General features: G+C 63.2%; 20 protein-coding genes. 2 read left to right on the top strand and 18 right to left on the bottom strand.

The window, feature by feature from the left end; translation table 11 throughout:
* Positions 1–6: 6 nt before the first annotated feature.
* The 5 genes from era to lepA all read right to left on the bottom strand — a co-directional run bounded on the left by era (position 7) and on the right by lepA (position 5,019).
* The gene (gene era / locus U1H99_RS07755) at positions 7–936 is read right to left on the bottom strand and encodes a GTPase Era (RefSeq protein WP_323141122.1); all 930 of its coding nucleotides are present in this window, start codon (positions 934–936) and stop codon (positions 7–9) included.
* 79 nt (positions 937–1,015) lie between these two features.
* On the bottom strand, positions 1,016–1,822 hold the full coding sequence (gene rnc, locus U1H99_RS07750) for a ribonuclease III (protein ID WP_323141121.1): 807 nt from the start codon (positions 1,820–1,822) through the stop codon (positions 1,016–1,018).
* A 60-nt stretch (positions 1,823–1,882) separates the two neighbouring features.
* The gene (locus U1H99_RS07745) at positions 1,883–2,290 is read right to left on the bottom strand and encodes a DUF4845 domain-containing protein (protein WP_323141120.1); all 408 of its coding nucleotides are present in this window, start codon (positions 2,288–2,290) and stop codon (positions 1,883–1,885) included.
* Between the two features lie 15 nt (positions 2,291–2,305).
* Entirely contained in the window at positions 2,306–3,220 is a 915-nt protein-coding gene (gene lepB, locus U1H99_RS07740) for a signal peptidase I (RefSeq protein WP_323141119.1), read from the bottom strand.
* Positions 3,221–3,225: 5 nt separating this feature from the next.
* Positions 3,226–5,019 carry a translation elongation factor 4 gene (lepA, locus tag U1H99_RS07735; RefSeq protein WP_141833982.1) on the bottom strand — a complete coding sequence of 598 codons (1,794 nt, stop codon included), beginning with the start codon at positions 5,017–5,019 and terminating at the stop codon, positions 3,226–3,228.
* Positions 5,020–5,377: 358 nt separating this feature from the next.
* Here lepA and U1H99_RS07730 point away from each other — a divergent pair, with 358 nt between their 5' ends.
* The gene (locus U1H99_RS07730; protein WP_323141118.1) at positions 5,378–6,325 is read left to right on the top strand and encodes a hypothetical protein; all 948 of its coding nucleotides are present in this window, start codon (positions 5,378–5,380) and stop codon (positions 6,323–6,325) included.
* A gap of 18 nt (positions 6,326–6,343) precedes the next feature.
* Here the strand turns inward: U1H99_RS07730 and U1H99_RS07725 are convergent, their stop codons facing one another.
* The 13 genes from U1H99_RS07725 to U1H99_RS07665 all read right to left on the bottom strand — a co-directional run bounded on the left by U1H99_RS07725 (position 6,344) and on the right by U1H99_RS07665 (position 16,584).
* Positions 6,344–6,697: a glutaredoxin family protein gene (locus U1H99_RS07725; RefSeq protein ID WP_323141117.1), complete on the bottom strand. Its 354-nt coding sequence runs from the start codon at positions 6,695–6,697 to the stop codon at positions 6,344–6,346.
* Between the two features lie 17 nt (positions 6,698–6,714).
* Positions 6,715–8,178 carry a DegQ family serine endoprotease gene (locus tag U1H99_RS07720; RefSeq protein ID WP_323141116.1) on the bottom strand — a complete coding sequence of 488 codons (1,464 nt, stop codon included), beginning with the start codon at positions 8,176–8,178 and terminating at the stop codon, positions 6,715–6,717.
* Positions 8,179–8,356: 178 nt separating this feature from the next.
* On the bottom strand, positions 8,357–8,662 hold the full coding sequence (locus U1H99_RS07715; RefSeq protein WP_323141115.1) for a sigma-E factor negative regulatory protein: 306 nt from the start codon (positions 8,660–8,662) through the stop codon (positions 8,357–8,359).
* A 128-nt stretch (positions 8,663–8,790) separates the two neighbouring features.
* Positions 8,791–9,393, bottom strand: coding sequence for an RNA polymerase sigma factor RpoE (rpoE, locus tag U1H99_RS07710; protein WP_141834643.1), 603 nt, complete (start codon positions 9,391–9,393; stop codon positions 8,791–8,793).
* A 77-nt stretch (positions 9,394–9,470) separates the two neighbouring features.
* Complete coding sequence (locus U1H99_RS07705; RefSeq protein WP_323141114.1) at positions 9,471–9,977, bottom strand: hypothetical protein; 507 nt, start codon at positions 9,975–9,977, stop codon at positions 9,471–9,473.
* Positions 9,978–10,064: 87 nt separating this feature from the next.
* Positions 10,065–11,309, bottom strand: coding sequence for a beta-ketoacyl-ACP synthase II (gene fabF / locus U1H99_RS07700; protein WP_323141113.1), 1,245 nt, complete (start codon positions 11,307–11,309; stop codon positions 10,065–10,067).
* Between the two features lie 34 nt (positions 11,310–11,343).
* Complete coding sequence (gene acpP, locus U1H99_RS07695; RefSeq protein ID WP_036168404.1) at positions 11,344–11,583, bottom strand: acyl carrier protein; 240 nt, start codon at positions 11,581–11,583, stop codon at positions 11,344–11,346.
* A gap of 124 nt (positions 11,584–11,707) precedes the next feature.
* Positions 11,708–12,445, bottom strand: coding sequence for a 3-oxoacyl-ACP reductase FabG (gene fabG, locus U1H99_RS07690; RefSeq protein ID WP_323141112.1), 738 nt, complete (start codon positions 12,443–12,445; stop codon positions 11,708–11,710).
* A 28-nt stretch (positions 12,446–12,473) separates the two neighbouring features.
* The gene (gene fabD, locus U1H99_RS07685) at positions 12,474–13,409 is read right to left on the bottom strand and encodes an ACP S-malonyltransferase (protein ID WP_323141111.1); all 936 of its coding nucleotides are present in this window, start codon (positions 13,407–13,409) and stop codon (positions 12,474–12,476) included.
* Positions 13,410–13,428: 19 nt separating this feature from the next.
* Positions 13,429–14,415 carry a beta-ketoacyl-ACP synthase III gene (locus U1H99_RS07680; RefSeq protein ID WP_323141110.1) on the bottom strand — a complete coding sequence of 329 codons (987 nt, stop codon included), beginning with the start codon at positions 14,413–14,415 and terminating at the stop codon, positions 13,429–13,431.
* Positions 14,412–15,458, bottom strand: a complete 1,047-nt coding sequence (gene plsX, locus U1H99_RS07675) for a phosphate acyltransferase PlsX (RefSeq protein ID WP_323141109.1) — start codon at positions 15,456–15,458, stop codon at positions 14,412–14,414. Before plsX ends, U1H99_RS07680 begins: the two co-directional genes overlap by 4 nt.
* 208 nt (positions 15,459–15,666) lie before the next feature.
* Complete coding sequence (gene rpmF, locus U1H99_RS07670) at positions 15,667–15,849, bottom strand: 50S ribosomal protein L32 (protein ID WP_028104096.1); 183 nt, start codon at positions 15,847–15,849, stop codon at positions 15,667–15,669.
* 237 nt (positions 15,850–16,086) lie between these two features.
* The gene (locus tag U1H99_RS07665) at positions 16,087–16,584 is read right to left on the bottom strand and encodes a YceD family protein (RefSeq protein ID WP_323141108.1); all 498 of its coding nucleotides are present in this window, start codon (positions 16,582–16,584) and stop codon (positions 16,087–16,089) included.
* Positions 16,585–16,730: 146 nt separating this feature from the next.
* On the opposite strand from U1H99_RS07665, the gene U1H99_RS07660 reads away from it, so the two are divergent.
* Positions 16,731–17,348, top strand: coding sequence for a Maf-like protein (locus tag U1H99_RS07660; RefSeq protein ID WP_323141107.1), 618 nt, complete (start codon positions 16,731–16,733; stop codon positions 17,346–17,348).
* Positions 17,349–17,363: the final 15 nt, after the last annotated feature.

The following is a 17,363-nucleotide window of genomic DNA, read 5'->3' as shown; positions in this document are numbered from 1 at the left end:
TACCCTTTATTCGTAGCCATAGGCGCGCAGGCCGGCTTCGTTGTCGGCCCAGCCGGATTTGACCTTGACCCAGATCTCCAGGTAGACCGGGCCGCCGAACAGTTTTTCCATGTCCAGGCGCGATTGCGTCGAAATCTCTTTCAGGCGCGCCCCCTTGTTACCGATGAGCATCGCCTTGTGAGTGTCGCGCTCGACCAGGATGGCGGCGAACACGCGGCGCAGGTTGCCTTCCTGCAGGAATTGCTCGATCAGCACGGTACTGGTGTAGGGCAGCTCGTCGCCCACCAGGCGGAAGACTTTTTCGCGCACGATCTCGGCCGCCAGGAATTTCTCGCTGCGGTCGGTGATGTCGTCCGGCCCGAAGATCGGCGGGTTTTCCGGCAGGTGGCGCTTGATCTCGCCTTCCAGCGCGTCGACCTGGAAGCGCAGCTTGGCCGACACCGGCACGACGGCAGTGAAGTCGCGCAGCGCCGCCACTTTCTGGGCGAACGGCATCAGCGCCGCCTTGTCCTTCACGCGGTCCGATTTGTTGATGACCAGGATCACCGGCACGTTCTTCGGCAGCAGGTCCAGCACCTGCTGGTCGGCCGGGCCGAAGGTGCCCGCTTCGACCAGGAACAGGATCGCGTCGCTGGCGGTCAGCGTGTTCGAGACGGTCTTGTTCAGCGTCTTGTTCAGCGCGTTCGCGTGGCGCGTCTGGAAGCCCGGGGTATCGACGTAGATGAACTGGGCGTCGTCCTTGGTCTGGATGCCGGTGATGCGGTGGCGCGTGGTCTGCGCCTTGCGCGAGGTGATCGAGACCTTGGCGCCGATCAGCACGTTCATCAGCGTCGACTTGCCGACGTTGGGGCGGCCGACGATGGCGATGTAGCCGCACTTGAAGTGCTCTGGCACGGCTTGATCCGGGGCGTTGGTGTCGACGGGGGTGATATCCATATCTATTAGGCTTGCGTCCTGTTGCTGCGTTGTTCTTGCGATACGCCCGGGTTCGGGTTCGGGCGGTCCGATGCGATGCTTATTGGCGCGACTGGCTGTCGTCCGACTGCATCGACATTTCGGCCTGGTCGGCGCTCTGTTCGGTGCCGATGCCGGCCAGCTTCAGCTGCGCCGAGCGCTGGCGGGCCTTGCGCATGCCGCCCGGCCCTTTCTGCACGGCCTGCTCGGCCACTTCCAGCGCCAGCCGCGCCGCCGCCTGTTCGCCGGCGCGGCGGCTGCCGCCACGGCCGTAGACCTGGATGCCGAGCTTGGGCACCAGGCACTCGATCTCGAATTCCTGGCTGTGGGCGGCGCCGTGGGTGGCCACCACGTTATAGGTCGGCAGCGAAATCTTCTTGCTCTGCAAAAATTCCTGCAGCAGGGTCTTGGCATCCTTGCCCAGGGTGCGCGGATCGACTGAGTCCAGCAGCGGAATATAAAAGGCGCGGATCACGTCGCGCGCGGCGTCGAAGCCGCTGTCGAGGAAGATCGCGCCCAGCAGCGCTTCCAGGGTGTCGGCCAGGATCGAGGGGCGGCGGAAACCGCCCGACTTGAGTTCGCCCTCGCCCAGGCGCAGGAAATTCGACAGCTCCAGCTTCTGGGCGATCTCGAACAGCGACTGCTGCTTGACCAAGTTGGCGCGCAGGCGCGACAGGTCGCCCTCGGGCAGGCCGTTGAAGCGCTCGTACAGGATCGAGGCGACCACGCAGTTGAGCACGGAGTCGCCGAGGAATTCCAGACGCTCGTTATGCAGACTGCTGTGGCTACGGTGGGTCAGCGCCTGCTGTAGCAGGCTCGGATCCCGGAACGTGTAGGCCAGGCGCGTTTGCAATAACTGAAGATTCATTGTCATATCGTTTCGGTTGGGCCGCACGGCGCCCATCCACCGCACCTGCCTGTGCCTATATTACTTGGCAGCCGTTGCCGTCTCGGCAACCACGCCACTCGGGTCGGTCGTGCCGGAAAAATCGAACAGCAGGCTGACGTTGCCCGCCAGCGGTACCCGCTTCTCGTAGCGGAAGCTGACTTCCGGCGTCCCGCTGTCGCGGCTGATCACCAGGTCACGGCCCCGGATCGCGTCGACGCTGTTGACGTCCGCATTCTTGTCGAACGCCTGCTGGATCTCGCGGTTGCTGCCGCCGCTGGCCTTGGCCCTGGCGACCGACTGCTTCACGGCGCGGTACTCGATCACGGCCGGCGCCGTCTTGATCGCCACCAGCGCCACGGCGCCGAGCACGACCAGGACCACGATCAGGCCGGACAGCGACACGCCGCGCTCGGCGTTGATCCGGTAATGTTTAGCTTGCCTGCGCATCCACGTTCCCCAGAATTAATGGATACCGCCGATGCGCTTCAGGTTACCGAAGTTCATCCAGATAAACACAGCCTTGCCGACGATGTTCTTGTCCGGCACGAAGCCCCAGTAGCGGCTGTCCGAGCTGTTGTCGCGGTTATCGCCCATCATGAAATAATTGCCCTCAGGTACGATACAGGTAAATTTATCGTAGGTATAGGTGCAATTCTCGCGATGGGGGAACTCCTCCACGGCGCCGGCATTGAACGTGCGCGCCGCTTCCGTGTTCAGGATGCGGTGCGTCGTGTTCGGCAGCTTTTCCCGGAACTGCTTCTGGTAGACCACGGTCTCGTCTTCGAGGTAGTCGTCCATCGGCTCGTACTGGACCGGCACGCCGTTGACGGTCAGGCGCTTGTTCTCGTAAGTGATTTTATCACCGGGCAGGCCGATGACGCGCTTGATGTAATCCTGGCTCATGTCCTTCGGATACTTGAAGACCATGACGTCGCCGCGCTGCGGGTTGCCGACCTCGACAACCTTCTTGTTCAGCACCGGCAGGCGGATGCCGTAGTCGAACTTGTTCACCAGGATCAGGTCGCCGACCAGCAAGGTCGGCACCATCGACGACGACGGGATCTTGAACGGCTCGAACAGGAAAGAGCGCAGGAAGAACACCAGTGCGATCACCGGGAAGAAGCTGCCCGAGTACTCGACCCAGGTCGGCTGGCGCAGGATCGTGGCTTCCAGCGCCGCGCGGTTGCCGTTATCGACCTTGATGCCGTCCGCGGTCAGCTTGGCGTTGCGCGCATCGTATTCGGCCAGCGCAGCATCGGCGCGGGCGCGGCGCTGCTTCGACAGCACGAAAACGTCGAGGCACCAGATGACGCCCGTGACGACCATCAGGACGAACAGGATCAGCGCAAAATTCCCGAGAATCAATTGCATGTTCATGTGTATTATTTTTCTTCCACTTGGAGGATGGCCAGGAAGGCTTCTTGCGGGATCTCCACCGAGCCCACCTGCTTCATGCGCTTCTTACCGGCTTTCTGCTTTTCAAGCAGTTTCTTTTTACGCGAGACGTCGCCACCGTAGCATTTGGCCAGCACGTTCTTGCGCAGCGCCTTGACGTTTTCACGCGAGATGATGGTGGCGCCGATCGCCGCCTGGATCGCCACGTCGAACATCTGGCGCGGGATCAGTTCGCGCATCTTGGCCGCCACCTGGCGTCCACGGTACGGTGCGTTGGCACGGTGCACGATGATCGCCAGCGCATCGACCTTCTCGCTGTTGATCAGCATGTCGACCTTGACCACGTCGGCGGCACGGTTTTCCTTGAACTCGTAGTCCATCGAGGCATAGCCGCGCGAGGTCGACTTCAGGCGGTCGAAGAAGTCGAGCACGATTTCCGCCATCGGGATCTCGTAGTGCAGCTTGACCTGGCGGCCGTGGTAGGCCATGTCCATTTGCACGCCGCGCTTGCCGTTACACAGCGTCATCACCGCGCCGACATATTCCTGCGGCATGTACAGGTTGACGTCGACGATCGGCTCGCGCACTTCGTTGATCTTCGAGGGTTCCGGCATCTTCGATGGGTTGTCGACGCGCACGATGGAACCGTCGCGCATCTCTACCTCGTAGACCACGGTCGGCGCCGTGGTGATCAGGTCCATGTCAAATTCGCGCTCGAGGCGCTCCTGCACGATTTCCATGTGCAGCAGGCCGAGGAAGCCGCAGCGGAAGCCGAAGCCCAGCGCCTGCGACACTTCCGGCTCGTACATCAGGGCGGCGTCGTTCAGCTTCAGCTTTTCGAGCGAGTCGCGCAGCGCGTCGTACTGGTTGGCTTCCACCGGGAACAGGCCGGCAAACACCTGCGGCTGGACTTCCTTGAAGCCCGGCAGCGGCGCCGGGGCCGGCTTGTTGGCCAGGGTGACGGTGTCGCCGACCTTGGCGGCCGTCAGTTCCTTGATGCCGGCGATGATGAAACCCACCTGCCCGGCCTTCAGTTCCGGCAGCGAGACCGAGCGCGGCGTGAAGACACCGATGTTTTCCACCAGGTTCACCGACTCGGTCGCCATCAGCAGGATCTTGTCCTTCGGACGCAGGGTGCCGTTGACCACGCGCACCAGCATCACGACGCCCACGTAGGGGTCGTACCAGGAGTCGACGATCAGCGCCTGCAGCGGCGCGTCCGGGTCGCCTTCCGGCGGCGGGACCTTGGCGATCAGGGTTTCCAGCACGTCTTCGACGCCCAGGCCAGTCTTGGCCGAGCACACGGTGGCGTCGCTGGCGTCGATGCCGATGACGTCCTCGATTTCTTTCTTGGCATTGTCGGGGTCGGCGTGCGGCAGGTCGATCTTGTTCAGGATGGGCACCACTTCCACGCCCAGGTCGAGCGCGGTGTAGCAGTTCGCGACCGTCTGCGCTTCCACGCCCTGCGAGGCGTCGACCACCAGCAGCGCGCCTTCGCAGGCGGACAGCGAGCGCGACACCTCATACGAGAAGTCGACGTGGCCGGGGGTGTCGATCAGGTTCAGGTTATAGACCTGGCCGTCGCGCGCCTTGTATTGCAGCGCCGCGGTCTGCGCCTTGATGGTGATGCCGCGCTCGCGCTCCAGGTCCATCGAGTCGAGCACCTGCGCGTCCATCTCACGTTCCGACAGGCCGCCGCAGAGCTGGATGATGCGGTCCGCCAGGGTCGATTTACCGTGGTCGATGTGGGCGATGATGGAAAAATTACGTATGTTTTTCATTAACAGAACTCAAAACCAATAAGAGCGGCAAGCTGCCGGCGTCCCCGGCGCATGGTCGGAAAAAGCGAAAAAAGCGCCGCACCGGAGGCCTTGCGGCCATCCCGGACGAGCGCTTTAGCATGGCGCTTGATCCCGAATATCTGCGAACGGCACTGCAGATACCACACTGACATCACGGGGACATATTACGAAGCTGCCCATTTTACCGGATTTCGGGTCAGAAAGCCCGGTTTCCCGGCGGACGATCTTTCCCGGCATATGTGCACTCGACTGAGGCGTTCATGAAATTACTTGCCAGCCGTCAAGTATTTATCGGTCGCGTCGTTAAAGGAGCATCGCCACCCCTCCCGTACGCATCATGATCGTCACCGCCCACCCGCAGCAATGGACCGCCCGCCAGGCCCAGCCATTCCACGAGCGCATCCTGCCGCTGCCGGCCGAGGTGCGCGACTTCGTGCACCAGGTGAACCTTGCCACCGGCGTGACGGCGGTGCCGGCGGCGGTGCTGCCGGACGAGCGCATGCGCGCCGACCTGCGCGAGGCGCTGCTGGGCATGCCGGATGCGGTGCGCGCGCTGGTCGATCCGCTGCTGCTCGGCATCTGCCTCGGCCGCGGACTGGGATCCTCCGGCATTACCGACGTCGTCGCCGACGCCCAGGGCCGCCCTCTCGGCTGCGTGGTGCTGCTGGACCTCGACCTGCTCGAAGTGCACAGCGCCAATAGCTGGGCGACGTGGAAGGAAAACTTGCCCTTCGCCACTGGCGCCGGCTACTCGCTGGCCGCGACCATTGCCGCGCCCGGCCAGGATACGCGCGCCAACGCGCTGCAATTCCTGCTGCTCCACGAATTCGGCCACGTCTTGAGCGCGGACGGCGATTTCCTGCCACGCTGGTGGGAGCCGGTGCCCAGCGACAGGCGCTACGCTTACCTGGACCTGAGCTGGGTGGTGTCGCCGTCCGGCCGCTTCGTGCCGCGCGCCGATTTCGAATTGCGCGGCGTGGTCGATTTTTATGGCAACAACCAACTGTTCGCCGACGCCATCGTCACCGCCTACAGCGGCCTGGAATGCAGCGATTTCCCCAGCCTGTACGGCGCCACCAATCCCTACGATGATTTTGCGGAATGTTTCGCCAGCTATGTGCACAGCGAAATGCTGGGGCGGCCTTATGAATTGCGCGTGGATCTCGACGGCACCCCGCAGGCCTGGCTGGACAGTTTCTGGGCGAGCGGGCGCAGTGCCGGTAAGCGGGCGTTCATGGAAGCCATGCTGCGTGAGGCCGGCAGCGACTACAGGATGGCGGCGTAAGCCGATAGCGGCTCGCCGTCAACCGTGATGCTGCGCCAGGTAGCGCTGCAGCGCGGATTCATCGAGGAAGTAGTGGCAGATTTCCTGCCCGGCCGGTCCTGCCTCCCCTGCCTCCCCTGCTTCCCCTGCCGAACCCGTCGACTGTTCAGCGCCATCGAGCCTGGCCGCGCCGGCAAACAGCACCGGCACGAGTTCGTCAAACATGTCGGTTAGTTGCGGATCGGCGTCAACATCGACCACGTCGATGGGCCACTGCAGGCCGGTGCGCGCCATGAAGGCGCGCAGGGCCGCAAGCATGTCCTCGCACAGGTGGCAATAACTGCGCGAGTACAAAGTGAAATGCGAGGTGCGATGCGGCCCCTGCTGCGTCACCGTGGATCGATCCTCTGTTACTGCGCGCGCGGCTTGATCACGAGGTATTGCGAGGCATTGTCGCGCCGCACCAGGATCGCCACCGGCTTCTTCGGATCGAGCTTGCCGACCAGGCCGTTGAACTGGGCGGCACTGGTGACTTCGGCGTTATTGATCTGCAGGATCAGGTCGCCCTGCTGGATGCCGGCCGAGGCCGCGCGTCCTTCGGCAGACTCGACCATCACGCCGGCGTCGATCTTGAGCTCGCGCTTTTGGGCAGCCGACAGGTCGGATACGTGCAGGCCGAGCGCGTTCGGCGCCTGCGCCGGCGTCGGCTTCTTCGGCGTCGAGCGTGCGCCCGGGGTCTTTTCTTCCTGCAGTTCGACGATGCTTACCGGCAGTTCGAGCTGGCTGCCCCGGCGCCACACGGTAACGGTGGCGCGGCTGCCGACGGCGGTGCCGCCGACCTGGCGCGGCAGGTCGGAACTCTTCTCGATATCCTTGCCGTTGAATTTCAGGATGATGTCGCCGACCTTGACGCCGGCTTTCTCCGCCGGGCCGCCCGGCTCGACCATCGCCACCTCGGCTCCGCGCGCGCGGCCCAGGCCCAGCGACTCGGCGACGTCGCGCGTGACTTCGCTGATCTGCACGCCCAGGCGCCCGCGCGTGACCTTGCCGCTCTTCTTGATCTGGTCGGTAACACGCAGCACTTCGTCGATCGGCACCGCGAACGAGATGCCGTTGTAGGCGCCGGACAGGGTCGCGATCTGCGAATTGATGCCGATCACTTCGCCGCGCATGTTGATCAGCGGGCCGCCCGAGTTGCCCGGGTTGACTGCCACATCGCTCTGGATCAGCGGCAGGTACTCGCCGGTATCGCGCTGCTTGGCCGAGATGATGCCGGCCGTGACCGTGTTTTCCAGGTTGAACGGCGAGCCGATCGCGATCACCCATTCGCCAACGCGGATTTTCTCGGAATCGCCCATGCGCAGGCTCGGCAGGTTGCGCGCGTCGACCTTCAGCACGGCGACGTCGCTGCGGCGGTCGGCGCCCAGCACCTTGGCCTTGAATTCGCGGCGGTCGGTCAGCGTGACCGTGACTTCGTCGGCACCCTCGACCACGTGGGCATTGGTCAGCACATAGCCGTCGTCGGAAATGATGAAGCCGGAGCCGACGCCGCGCTGCACCTGCTCTTCTTCCTGCTGCTGCGGCATGCCACGGCGATTGTTGCCGCCGCCACGCGGCACCATCTGGCCGCCGAAGAAGCGGCGCAGGAATTCCTGCATTTCCTCGTCGCCGCCGGTACCCTGGCCCTGGCGCACGCGTTCGGTGGTGCGGATGTTGACCACGGCCGGACCGACCTTGTCGACCAGGTCGGCGAAATCAGGGAGGCCGGTGACGGCGGCAGTGACGGGCGCGGCGGCCAGGGCCGGGTGCGACGTGAATCCCGCGCCCGCGATCAGGAGGGCCGACAGGAGCGTGCTGGCAGTTTTGCTTGTCATATTGTCATTCGACGTGGGTAGATGGGAATGATCGTAATGGTATGACAAAAAGGCACAGTTGTCGCGCAGGCACGAACCGGGCAGGCGCAGCCTTGCGGGAACGCCGCCCGTCGCTAGCGTGCGCGTCAGCGCGGCCGGCGCGTATCGCCGCGTGGACGGCGCAATTTCGGGAGGTGATTCAGATGCTGGCGGTTGAGCCATCCACCCTGCCAGTCGCGGCATCGGCCGGCTCGGGCACAGTGGCTACGCGCTTGCCCGGTGCGGGCTCGGCCGCCAGGCGCGCCACCAGGCGCTCGCTGAAGCCGGGCGACAGGTCGGCGGTGGCCTCGGCGCGCAGGATGTCACCGATGCGGTGGTAAAGGCCCCAGGCCTCGCGGCCATCGGGCGTGTCCAGGGCGACCAGCGCCAGTTCCTGGTCGGCATCGCGGATCTCGCCGTCGCTCAGGGCTGAGATATGCTCGCGGTTTTTTTTGTTGGTGTCCATCGTGGTTCCATCAGGTCCGGGTCATCACTGTCGATCATCGCTACCGGGAACTTCCAAAAACCTGTTGCCTTCGCTGCCTGCCGTAGGCCTTCAAGCCAGTGTACAGCCGCGCTCGCTAAATGTGTGATTTAACGGCGCTTGTCGGCGGGCATGTCGAGCAGAGGCCTCAACTTCTCGGCGATGACTTCGCGCGCCCGGAAAATCCGGCTGCGCACCGTACCGATTGGACACGCCATCACTTCGGAGATTTCTTCGTAACTCAAACCTTCGATTTCGCGCAGGACGATCGCTGTCCTCAATTCGAGCGGCAGCGCTTCCATCGCGGAGTTCACCGTGTACGCGATCTGCTTGCTTGCCAACACCGATTCCGGCGTGTTGATGTCGCGCAAGCTGTCCGCGTCGTCAAATCCTTCGGCACGCTCGGCATCGGTCTCGGTCGAGGTCGGTGCCCGCCTGCCTTGCGTAACCAGAAAATTCTTTGCCGTATTGATGCCGATCCGGTACAACCACGTATAAAAAGCCGAGTCGCCGCGGAAATGGCGCAGCGCGCGAAACGCCTTGATGAAGGTTTCCTGCACCACGTCTTCCGCCTCGGCCGGGTCGTGCACGAGGCGCGACACCAACCGCATCAGGCGGCGCTGGTATTTCGACACGAGCAGGTCGAACGCACGGCGATCGCCAGCCTGGACGCGCTCAACCAGCAGTTGATCACACTCGCGTTCGGTCGTCACTGAGCAGGCCTCGTTTTGCATGCTTGGTTTGCCGCAGCGCCGCCCTCACCCTTCTGAGTTGGCCCGCTGCAATAAGTTCATCGAATTTTGTCGAATCCTTCGCCACCGCAACGCCGCCCGATCACGGCGAGCGCCACTGCCAGGGTGCGCCATGCCGCCGGGTCGACGCTGTCGCGCCAGACCGGCAGCACGCCGGCCGCCGCGCCGGGCCTGTCCGCAGCCCGGTAACGCAGCAGCGCCAGCATCGGCCAGCGCACGGAACCCGGTAGCAGAGCGACCTGCTCTGCGGCCATCGGCACGCCGGTCGCAGGCCCGGTGACACCCACATCCTGTTGTACCGTCACGCGTAGTTCGCCGGTTCCAGAAATATCAATCCGGTGCGTCTTTGGACGGCGCGCCGCACCCAGCATCAGCGTGAGCGCGCTGCCCGCCAGCACGGGCGCCAGCCAGTACGCGCCAGGGAAACGTGCAGGCGCACCGATGCCGACGGCAAGCGCCGCTGCGCACTGCCCAAGGCCACAGCCCAGCAGCAACAACCTGTGTACGCGCGACGGCCTGACGATGACGGAAAGCGCGATCGACATGGGTAGATGGAAAGGGTGGCCAAAAAAGACAAACGCCCGCTCCTTTGACAGGAACGGGCGCCCATAGTTCGGACTTTCAGTCTTTACTTAGATCTTGGCAAAGACCAGCGACCCATTAGTGCCGCCGAAGCCGAACGAATTTTTCACCGCATAATCAATCTTCAGGTCCCGCGCCGTGTTGGCGCAGAAGTCCAGGTCGCATTCCGGATCCTGGTTGAAGATATTGATCGTCGGCGGCGACACCTGGTTGTGGATCGCGAGCACCGTGAACACCGACTCCAGACCGCCGGCGCCGCCCAGCAGGTGGCCGGTCATCGACTTGGTGGAGTTGACGATCAGCTTGTTCGCATAATCGCCGAAGGTGCGCTTGATGCCCTTGACTTCCGCGACGTCGCCGACCGGGGTCGAGGTGCCGTGCGCATTCACGTACTGCACCTGGTCCGGGTTGATGCCGGCATACTGCATTGCCGACACCATGCAGCGCGACGCGCCACTGCCGTCTTCGAGCGGCGCGGTGATGTGATTCGCATCCGCGCTCATGCCGAAGCCGACGACTTCCGCATAGATCTTGGCGCCGCGCGCCTTGGCATGTTCGTACTCTTCGAGCACCATGACACCGGCGCCCTCGCCCAGCACGAAGCCGTCGCGGTCGCGGTCCCAAGGACGCGACGCGGTGGACGGATCATCGTTGCGCGACGACAGCGCACGTGCCGAGGCGAAGCCGCCCAGGCCCAGCGGCGACACGGTCGATTCCGCACCGCCGGCGATCATCACGTCGGCATCGCCATACTCGATCAGGCGCGCGGCCTGGCCGATGCAGTGCAGGCCGGTGGTGCAGGCGGTCACGATCGCCAGGTTCGGGCCGCGCAGGCCGAACTTGATCGACAGGTCGCCCGAGATCATGTTGATGATCGAGGCCGGCACGAAGAACGGCGAAATGCGGCGCGGGCCGCGGCTGTCGTATTCCGCCTTGGTCTCTTCGATCATCGGCAGACCGCCGATGCCCGAGCCCACGACCACGCCGATACGGTCAGCATTTTCCTCGGTGACCTCGATCCCCGAATCCTGCAGCGCCTGGATGCCTGCGGCCATGCCGAAATGGATGAAGGTATCCATGTGGCGGCCTTCCTTGCCCGGCAGGTAATCCTCGACGTTGAAGTTCTTCACTTCGCCCGCGAAACGGGTCGAAAAGGGCGTAGCGTCAAACCTGGTGATATTGGCAATGCCCGACTTGCCCGCCAGTGCTGCCTCCCACGCCTCGGCAATGGTATTGCCGATCGGGGAGATGCAACCCAGGCCGGTAACAACGACACGACGGTTGCGTGAACTCAAGCGTTTCTCCTGAAATCCTTAATACTCAGGCCAATTAGGCCTTGACGTGCGCCTGGGCGTATTCGATAGCCTGGCGAACGGTGGTGATCTTTTCAGCCTGTTCGTCCGGGATTTCCATTTCGAATTCGTCTTCCAGTGCCATCACCAGTTCAACGGTATCCAGGGAATCTGCGCCCAGGTCGTCAACGAACGAGGAATCGATTTTGATGTCGGCTTCTGCAACACCCAGTTGCTCAGCGACGATTTTTTTAACGCGTTGTTCGATATCCGACATGTTATGGCTCCATTAGGTATGTGTTGCGGAAAGTGCGCGCATTTTATCAGGGTTTGCGCGTTGAAAAACTATTTTCAGCGTCTGACGCTAATTCGGCTGAAACTACTGCTAACTGCTGAGATTTTCAATTCATGTACATGCCGCCGTTGACATGCAGCGTGGTACCCGTGATGTAAGCGGCTTGCGGGCCGGCCAGGAAGGCCACCGCATGGGCGATGTCTTCCGGCTGGCCGAGGCGGCCCAGCGGGATCTGGGTCAGCAGCGCTTCGTGCTGGCCTTCGCCCAGGCCCTTGGTCATGTCGGTATCGATGAAGCCCGGCGCCACGCAGTTGACGGTGATGTTGCGGCTGCCGATCTCGCGCGCCAGCGCGCGGCTCATGCCGGCCACGCCGGCCTTGGCGGCGGCGTAGTTCATCTGGCCCGGGTTGCCGGACGAGCCGACCACCGAGGTGATGTTGATGATGCGGCCCTGCTTGGCCTTCATCATGCCGCGCAGCACGGCGCGCGACAGGCGGCCGACGGCGGTCAGGTTGGTGGCGATCACGCTGTCCCACTCTTCGTCTTTCATGCGCATCGCCAGTTGATCCTGGGTGATGCCGGCATTGTTGACCAGGATGCCGATACTGCCGACGCTCTTGGTGACGTCATCGATGACGGCGCTGCACTGGGCGGCGTCGGTGACGTTCAGCATCACGCCCTTGCCGCCGAACTCGGCCAGGTAGGCGGTGATGGCTTCGGCGCCGGATTCGGTGGTGGCGGTGCCGACCACTTTCGCGCCTTGGCGTGCCAGCTCGAGGGCGATGGCCTTGCCGATGCCGCGCGATGCGCCGGTGACGAGGGCGACTTGGTTTTGCAGGTTCATTCCGTTCCTTTTTTTATTTGTCTTTATATTAGCCCTTGAGCGCCGCCAGCACGCGTTCGAGCGATGCCTGGTCGATCAGCGCCTCGCCGGCCAGCACCGGATCGATGCGCTTGGCCATGCCGATCAGCGTCTTACTCGGTGCGCATTCGATGACTTGGGTCACGCCCTCGGCAGCCATCTTCTGCATGGTCTCGACCCAGCGCACCGGACCGGCGGCCTGGCGCACCAGCGCATCCTTGATCGCGGCCGGATCGCTCAGGATAGCCACGTCGACGTTGTTGATCAAGTCGATCTGCGGTGCGGCGAAATTCAGCTTGTCCATGTACTCGCGCAAACGGTCCGACGCAGGTTTCAGCAGCGACGAGTGGAACGGCGCCGACACCGACAGCTTCATGGCGCGCTTGGCGCCTTTGGCCTTGGCGATCTCGCAGGCGCGGTCGATCGCGGCGGTGTGGCCGGCGATGACGGTCTGGGTTGGTTCGTTGAAGTTGACGGCTTCCACGACTTCACCCTGGGCCGCCTCTGCGCACACGGCTTTGACGTCATCGGCCGGCAGGCCGAGGATGACGGCCATGCCGCCCTGCCCGACCGGCACCGCATCCTGCATCGATTGCGCGCGGAAGCGCACCAGCGGCACCGCATCCTTGAACTGGATCACGCCGGCAGCGACCAGCGCCGAGTATTCGCCCAGGCTGTGGCCGGCGACCAGGCTCGGCACCGGCCCGCCGGCGGCGATCCAGGCGCGATACACGGCCACGGCCGCGGTCAGCATCACCGGCTGGGTGTTGGTGGTCAGGTCCAGCTCCTCCTTCGGGCCTTCGGCGATCAGTTTGCCGAGGTCCAGCCCCAGCGCGTCGGACGCTTCGGCGACGGTCTGCTCGACGGTCGGGTTGCCGGCGAAACCGTTCAGCATGCCGACGGCCTGGGCGCCCTGGCCCGTGAACAGGAATGCGAATTTGCTCATATCTATTCTTCTTTCTTGACTACATGCGCGCGAGGACCGCGCCCCAGGTAAAGCCGCCGCCCACGCCTTCCATCATGATGGTATGGCCCGGCTGGATGCGGCCGTCGCGCACCGCCTGGTCGAGTGCCAGCGGGATCGAGGCGGCCGAGGTATTGCCGTGTTCGTTGACGGTGACGACCATCTTCTCGAGCGGCAGCCCCAGCTTCTTGGCGGTGCCGTTCATGATTCGCAAATTGGCCTGGTGCGGGATCAGCCAGTCGATCGCGCTCGACGGCAACTGGGCCTGGTCGAGCGCCTCGTTGGCAACCTTTTCCAGCACCGTCACGGCCAGCTTGAACACCGCCGGGCCATCCATGTACAGGAATTTCTCGCCTTCGATGGCGGCATTGCTCGGGTTGGTCGGGCCGCACAGGATGTGGCCATGGCTGCCGTCGGCGTGCAGCTTGACCGCCAGCACGCCCGGCTCTTCGGATGCCGCCATCACCACCGCGCCGGCGCCGTCGCCGAACAGCACGCAGGTGGTGCGGTCGTTGAAGTCGAGGATGCGCGAAAACACTTCGGTGCCGATCACCAGCACTTTTTTCGCGTTGCCGGCCTTGATGAAGGCGTCGGCGGTCGACATCGCGTAGACGAAGCCGCTGCAGACGGCGGCGACATCGAAGGCGGCGCCATTGTTGCGGATGCCGAGCTTGTTCTGCACGATGCAGGCAGTGCTCGGGAAATTGCCGTAGAAGTCAGGCGTCGAAGTCGCGACGATGATCAGGTCGATGTCGTCGGGCACCAGGCCGGCCGCGTCGAGCGCTTGCCGGCCGGCTTTCACCGCCAGGTCGGAGGCATTCTCGTCGGCCGCGGCGAAGTGGCGCGCGGAGATGCCGCTGCGGCTGAGGATCCACTCGTCCGAGGTCTCGATGCCCCTGGCTGCGAGCCGGGCCGCCAGTTCGTCGTTGGTGACACGCTGGGCAGGCAGATAGCTGCCGGTGCCGATGATTTTGCTGTACACAGTCATTGCTTGGCCTGCTGAAGGGTTGAGCCTGGCGCTTCCGGGTCAGGGCTTTGCGGCATCAACTCGTGGATCATGGTCGAGAGTTGATCTTGCACATTATATTTTGCGGCGTCAAAAGCGCGGCGGATAGCCCATTCGTAGGCGTACGCATTGGCGCCGCCATGGCTCTTGAAGACCAGGCCTTTCAGGCCCAGCAGGCCGGCGCCATTGTAGCTTTCGGGATTCAGCTTCTTCAGCGATTTACGGGCGATCAGCGCGCCCAGCTTGGAGAGCGTGGTTTCCATCAGGGTCGCCTTGACGAAGCGCGACAGGCCCTCGATGGCCTTCAGGGTCACGTTGCCGACGAAACCGTCGCAGACGACGACGTCGACGGTGCCCTTGAAAATGTCGTTGCCTTCGACGTTGCCGTGGAAATCCAGCTTGCCGCGCTGGTGGTCGGCGCGCAGCAGGGCCGCGGTGGCCTTGACCACTTCATTGCCCTTGATTTCCTCGGTGCCGACGTTGAGCAGGCCGATGCTGGGGCGGCGGTGTTCCATCGCCTCGAACAGCACCGCACCCATGATGGCGAACTGGTGCAGGTGATGCGGTTCGCAGTCGACGTTGGCGCCCAGGTCCAGCATGTAGGTCGGGCGGCCCTTGACGTTCGGCAGGATCGAGCAGATGGCGGGACGGTCGACGTCGGCCATGGTCTTGAGCACGTAGCGCGAGATCGCCATCAGGGCGCCGGTATTGCCGGCGGATACGCAGACGGCGGCATTGCCGGCCTTGACCTGCTCGATGGCGACCCGCATCGACGAGTCTTTCTTGCGGCGCAGCGCGACTTCGACCGGATCGTCCATCGCCACGACTTCGGCGGCGTGCTGGATCGACAGGCGCGGATTATCGGCCGCGTGGTGTTTCTTGAGTTCGGCGCGCACCTGGTCTTCGAGACCGACGAGGATCAGTTCGGCTTCGGGTTCTTGCTTGAGGAATGCGAGCGCTGCCGGAATGGTAACCGAGGGGCCGTGGTCGCCGCCCATGCAGTCAATGGAGATTTTAATTGTCATTTGTCGGGATGAACCGCGGCGTCAGGGCTTGCCGGCGGCGGCCTGGCCTCGGCACGCTGCAGCTTGCACGTCCGGGTCAGCGAAATTGAAAATGACGGTGTGCAAGAGAGTTTTGCAGCCGGTGTCACATGGAATACGAAAGAAAAAGCGGTGCCACGCACTTAACATACGTAACACCGCTTTCTCGAACAAAACAGCAAGACGTCGATTACTCGTCGTTCTTGGTCTTGAGCACTTTACGGCCACGGTAGAAACCGTTCGGGCTGATGTGGTGGCGCAGGTGGGTCTCGCCGGTGGTCGGCTCGACGGCCAGGTTCGGTGCAACCAGGAAATCGTGCGAACGGTGCATGCCGCGCTTGGACGGGGACTTCTTATTCTGCTGAACTGCCATGATGACTCCTAAACATAAGTTCTAAAATTCTAACACATTCGACTCGCAAAACGATGCGTATCGAGTATCCCAGCGGCAATCATTCAGGATGAACGACCGCCGACATGTTTAACGCTGCTGTACAACTCACTACACTGCCATACTCGATTGCTGCACGCGTTTGACACGTTCTTGAAGCATCACGAAGCCTGCCGAGGTGGCGAACTCCGAGATGCGTAATTCTTTTGTAATACCTGTTTATTCTGGCTTGAGGCTCTTCAGTGCCGCGAACGGCGATACCTTATCCGACTTCAGCGAGTCGATCAACTTGGTATCGGGGCACACCTCGTGTTTCGGTGCCTGCGGCAGGGCCAGCAGGGCTTCATCTTCCAGCAACTGACGGATATCGGCTTCGTGGCTGCCGACGATCACGTCGATGCTCTCGTCGTCGAGGATTTCCTCGATCTCGTCCGCGTCGGCGTCGTCCTTGCCGAGCACCAGCATGGTCGACGAATCGATATGGTACGCGAACGGCCCGAGGCAACGCTGGCATACCAGGTTGACCATGCCTTCCACCGACAGCGTCATCGACGGGTAACCCTGCTTGGTCTGTCCACCCTGGATCGACCAGGTAATCTCGCCGGACGGGTCGGCGCAATCGGCCGCCAGCCGGGTCATTTCCGCCACCGGCGTGACACCTTCACGATAGCCGTTGTTCCGGCAAAATTCGAAGGCGTCGATGACAAAAGCGCTCATTTGGAAAAACTTCCCCGGAAAACCTGCGATAATAGCAGGCTTATCCCCGCGTAGTCAAAGACTTGCTGCATTTTTCAGGGCATTGCGCTTCGAACGTCGCGAGGACGCATCCCTTTGTTTTGCTTACGAATATTGGACAGGACGACATGATACCAAGTTCCGCCCTTCCAGGCATCATCCTGGCGTCGAGTTCCGCCTACCGCCGCGAATTATTGTCGCGCCTGCAGCTTCCCTTCGAGTCGATCGCGCCCGACATCGACGAAACCCCGCTCCCCGGCGAAGCCCCTGAACAGACCGCCCTGCGCCTGGCGCGCGAGAAAGCCGCCGCGGTGGCGCGCCTGCGTCCGGGAGCGCTGGTGATCGGCTCGGACCAGGTCGCCACGCTGGACGGCCTCCAGATCGGCAAGCCGGGCGACCACGCGCGCGCCCTGGCGCAGCTCCAACTGATGCGCGGCCGGCGCGTGACCTTCCACACTGCCTTGTGCCTGTGGGACAGCCGCCTGGACCCGGCGGCGCCCGATGCGGTCCAGCTCGACAACGTGCAGACCTTCGTCACTTTCCGCGACCTGTCCGATCCTGAACTCGACGCCTACCTGCGCATCGAGCAACCCTACGATTGCGCCGGCAGCGCCAAGAACGAAGGCCTCGGCATCGCCCTGCTCGAGCGCATCGACAGCAGCGACCCGACCGCCCTTACCGGCCTGCCCCTGATCGCCCTCAGTGGCATGCTGCGCCGTGCCGGCGTGCCTTTCTTCGGCGTCTGATTTGGTTTATTTGAT

The sequence above is a fragment of the Massilia phyllosphaerae genome, from assembly GCF_034659755.1.
In the GTDB taxonomy this organism is placed as follows: Bacteria; Pseudomonadota; Gammaproteobacteria; order Burkholderiales; family Burkholderiaceae_D; genus Telluria; species Telluria phyllosphaerae.
This window is presented reverse-complemented; position numbering and strand designations above follow the sequence as displayed.

Coding starts and splice junctions, on each gene's coding strand:
- era (WP_323141122.1), bottom strand. CDS start 936: ATGGATATCACCCCCGTCGACACCAACGCCCCGGATCAAGCCGTGCCA.
- acpP (WP_036168404.1), bottom strand. CDS start 11,583: ATGTCGGATATCGAACAACGCGTTAAAAAAATCGTCGCTGAGCAACTG.
- U1H99_RS07680 (WP_323141110.1), bottom strand. CDS start 14,415: ATGACTGTGTACAGCAAAATCATCGGCACCGGCAGCTATCTGCCTGCC.
- U1H99_RS07660 (WP_323141107.1), top strand. CDS start 16,731: ATGATACCAAGTTCCGCCCTTCCAGGCATCATCCTGGCGTCGAGTTCC.
- plsX (WP_323141109.1), bottom strand. CDS start 15,458: ATGACAATTAAAATCTCCATTGACTGCATGGGCGGCGACCACGGCCCC.
- lepA (WP_141833982.1), bottom strand. CDS start 5,019: ATGAAAAACATACGTAATTTTTCCATCATCGCCCACATCGACCACGGT.
- U1H99_RS07665 (WP_323141108.1), bottom strand. CDS start 16,584: ATGAGCGCTTTTGTCATCGACGCCTTCGAATTTTGCCGGAACAACGGC.
- lepB (WP_323141119.1), bottom strand. CDS start 3,220: ATGAACATGCAATTGATTCTCGGGAATTTTGCGCTGATCCTGTTCGTC.
- U1H99_RS07720 (WP_323141116.1), bottom strand. CDS start 8,178: ATGACAAGCAAAACTGCCAGCACGCTCCTGTCGGCCCTCCTGATCGCG.
- U1H99_RS07745 (WP_323141120.1), bottom strand. CDS start 2,290: ATGCGCAGGCAAGCTAAACATTACCGGATCAACGCCGAGCGCGGCGTG.
- U1H99_RS07730 (WP_323141118.1), top strand. CDS start 5,378: ATGATCGTCACCGCCCACCCGCAGCAATGGACCGCCCGCCAGGCCCAG.
- rnc (WP_323141121.1), bottom strand. CDS start 1,822: ATGAATCTTCAGTTATTGCAAACGCGCCTGGCCTACACGTTCCGGGAT.
- U1H99_RS07715 (WP_323141115.1), bottom strand. CDS start 8,662: ATGGACACCAACAAAAAAAACCGCGAGCATATCTCAGCCCTGAGCGAC.
- rpmF (WP_028104096.1), bottom strand. CDS start 15,849: ATGGCAGTTCAGCAGAATAAGAAGTCCCCGTCCAAGCGCGGCATGCAC.
- fabD (WP_323141111.1), bottom strand. CDS start 13,409: ATGAGCAAATTCGCATTCCTGTTCACGGGCCAGGGCGCCCAGGCCGTC.
- fabG (WP_323141112.1), bottom strand. CDS start 12,445: ATGAACCTGCAAAACCAAGTCGCCCTCGTCACCGGCGCATCGCGCGGC.
- U1H99_RS07705 (WP_323141114.1), bottom strand. CDS start 9,977: ATGTCGATCGCGCTTTCCGTCATCGTCAGGCCGTCGCGCGTACACAGG.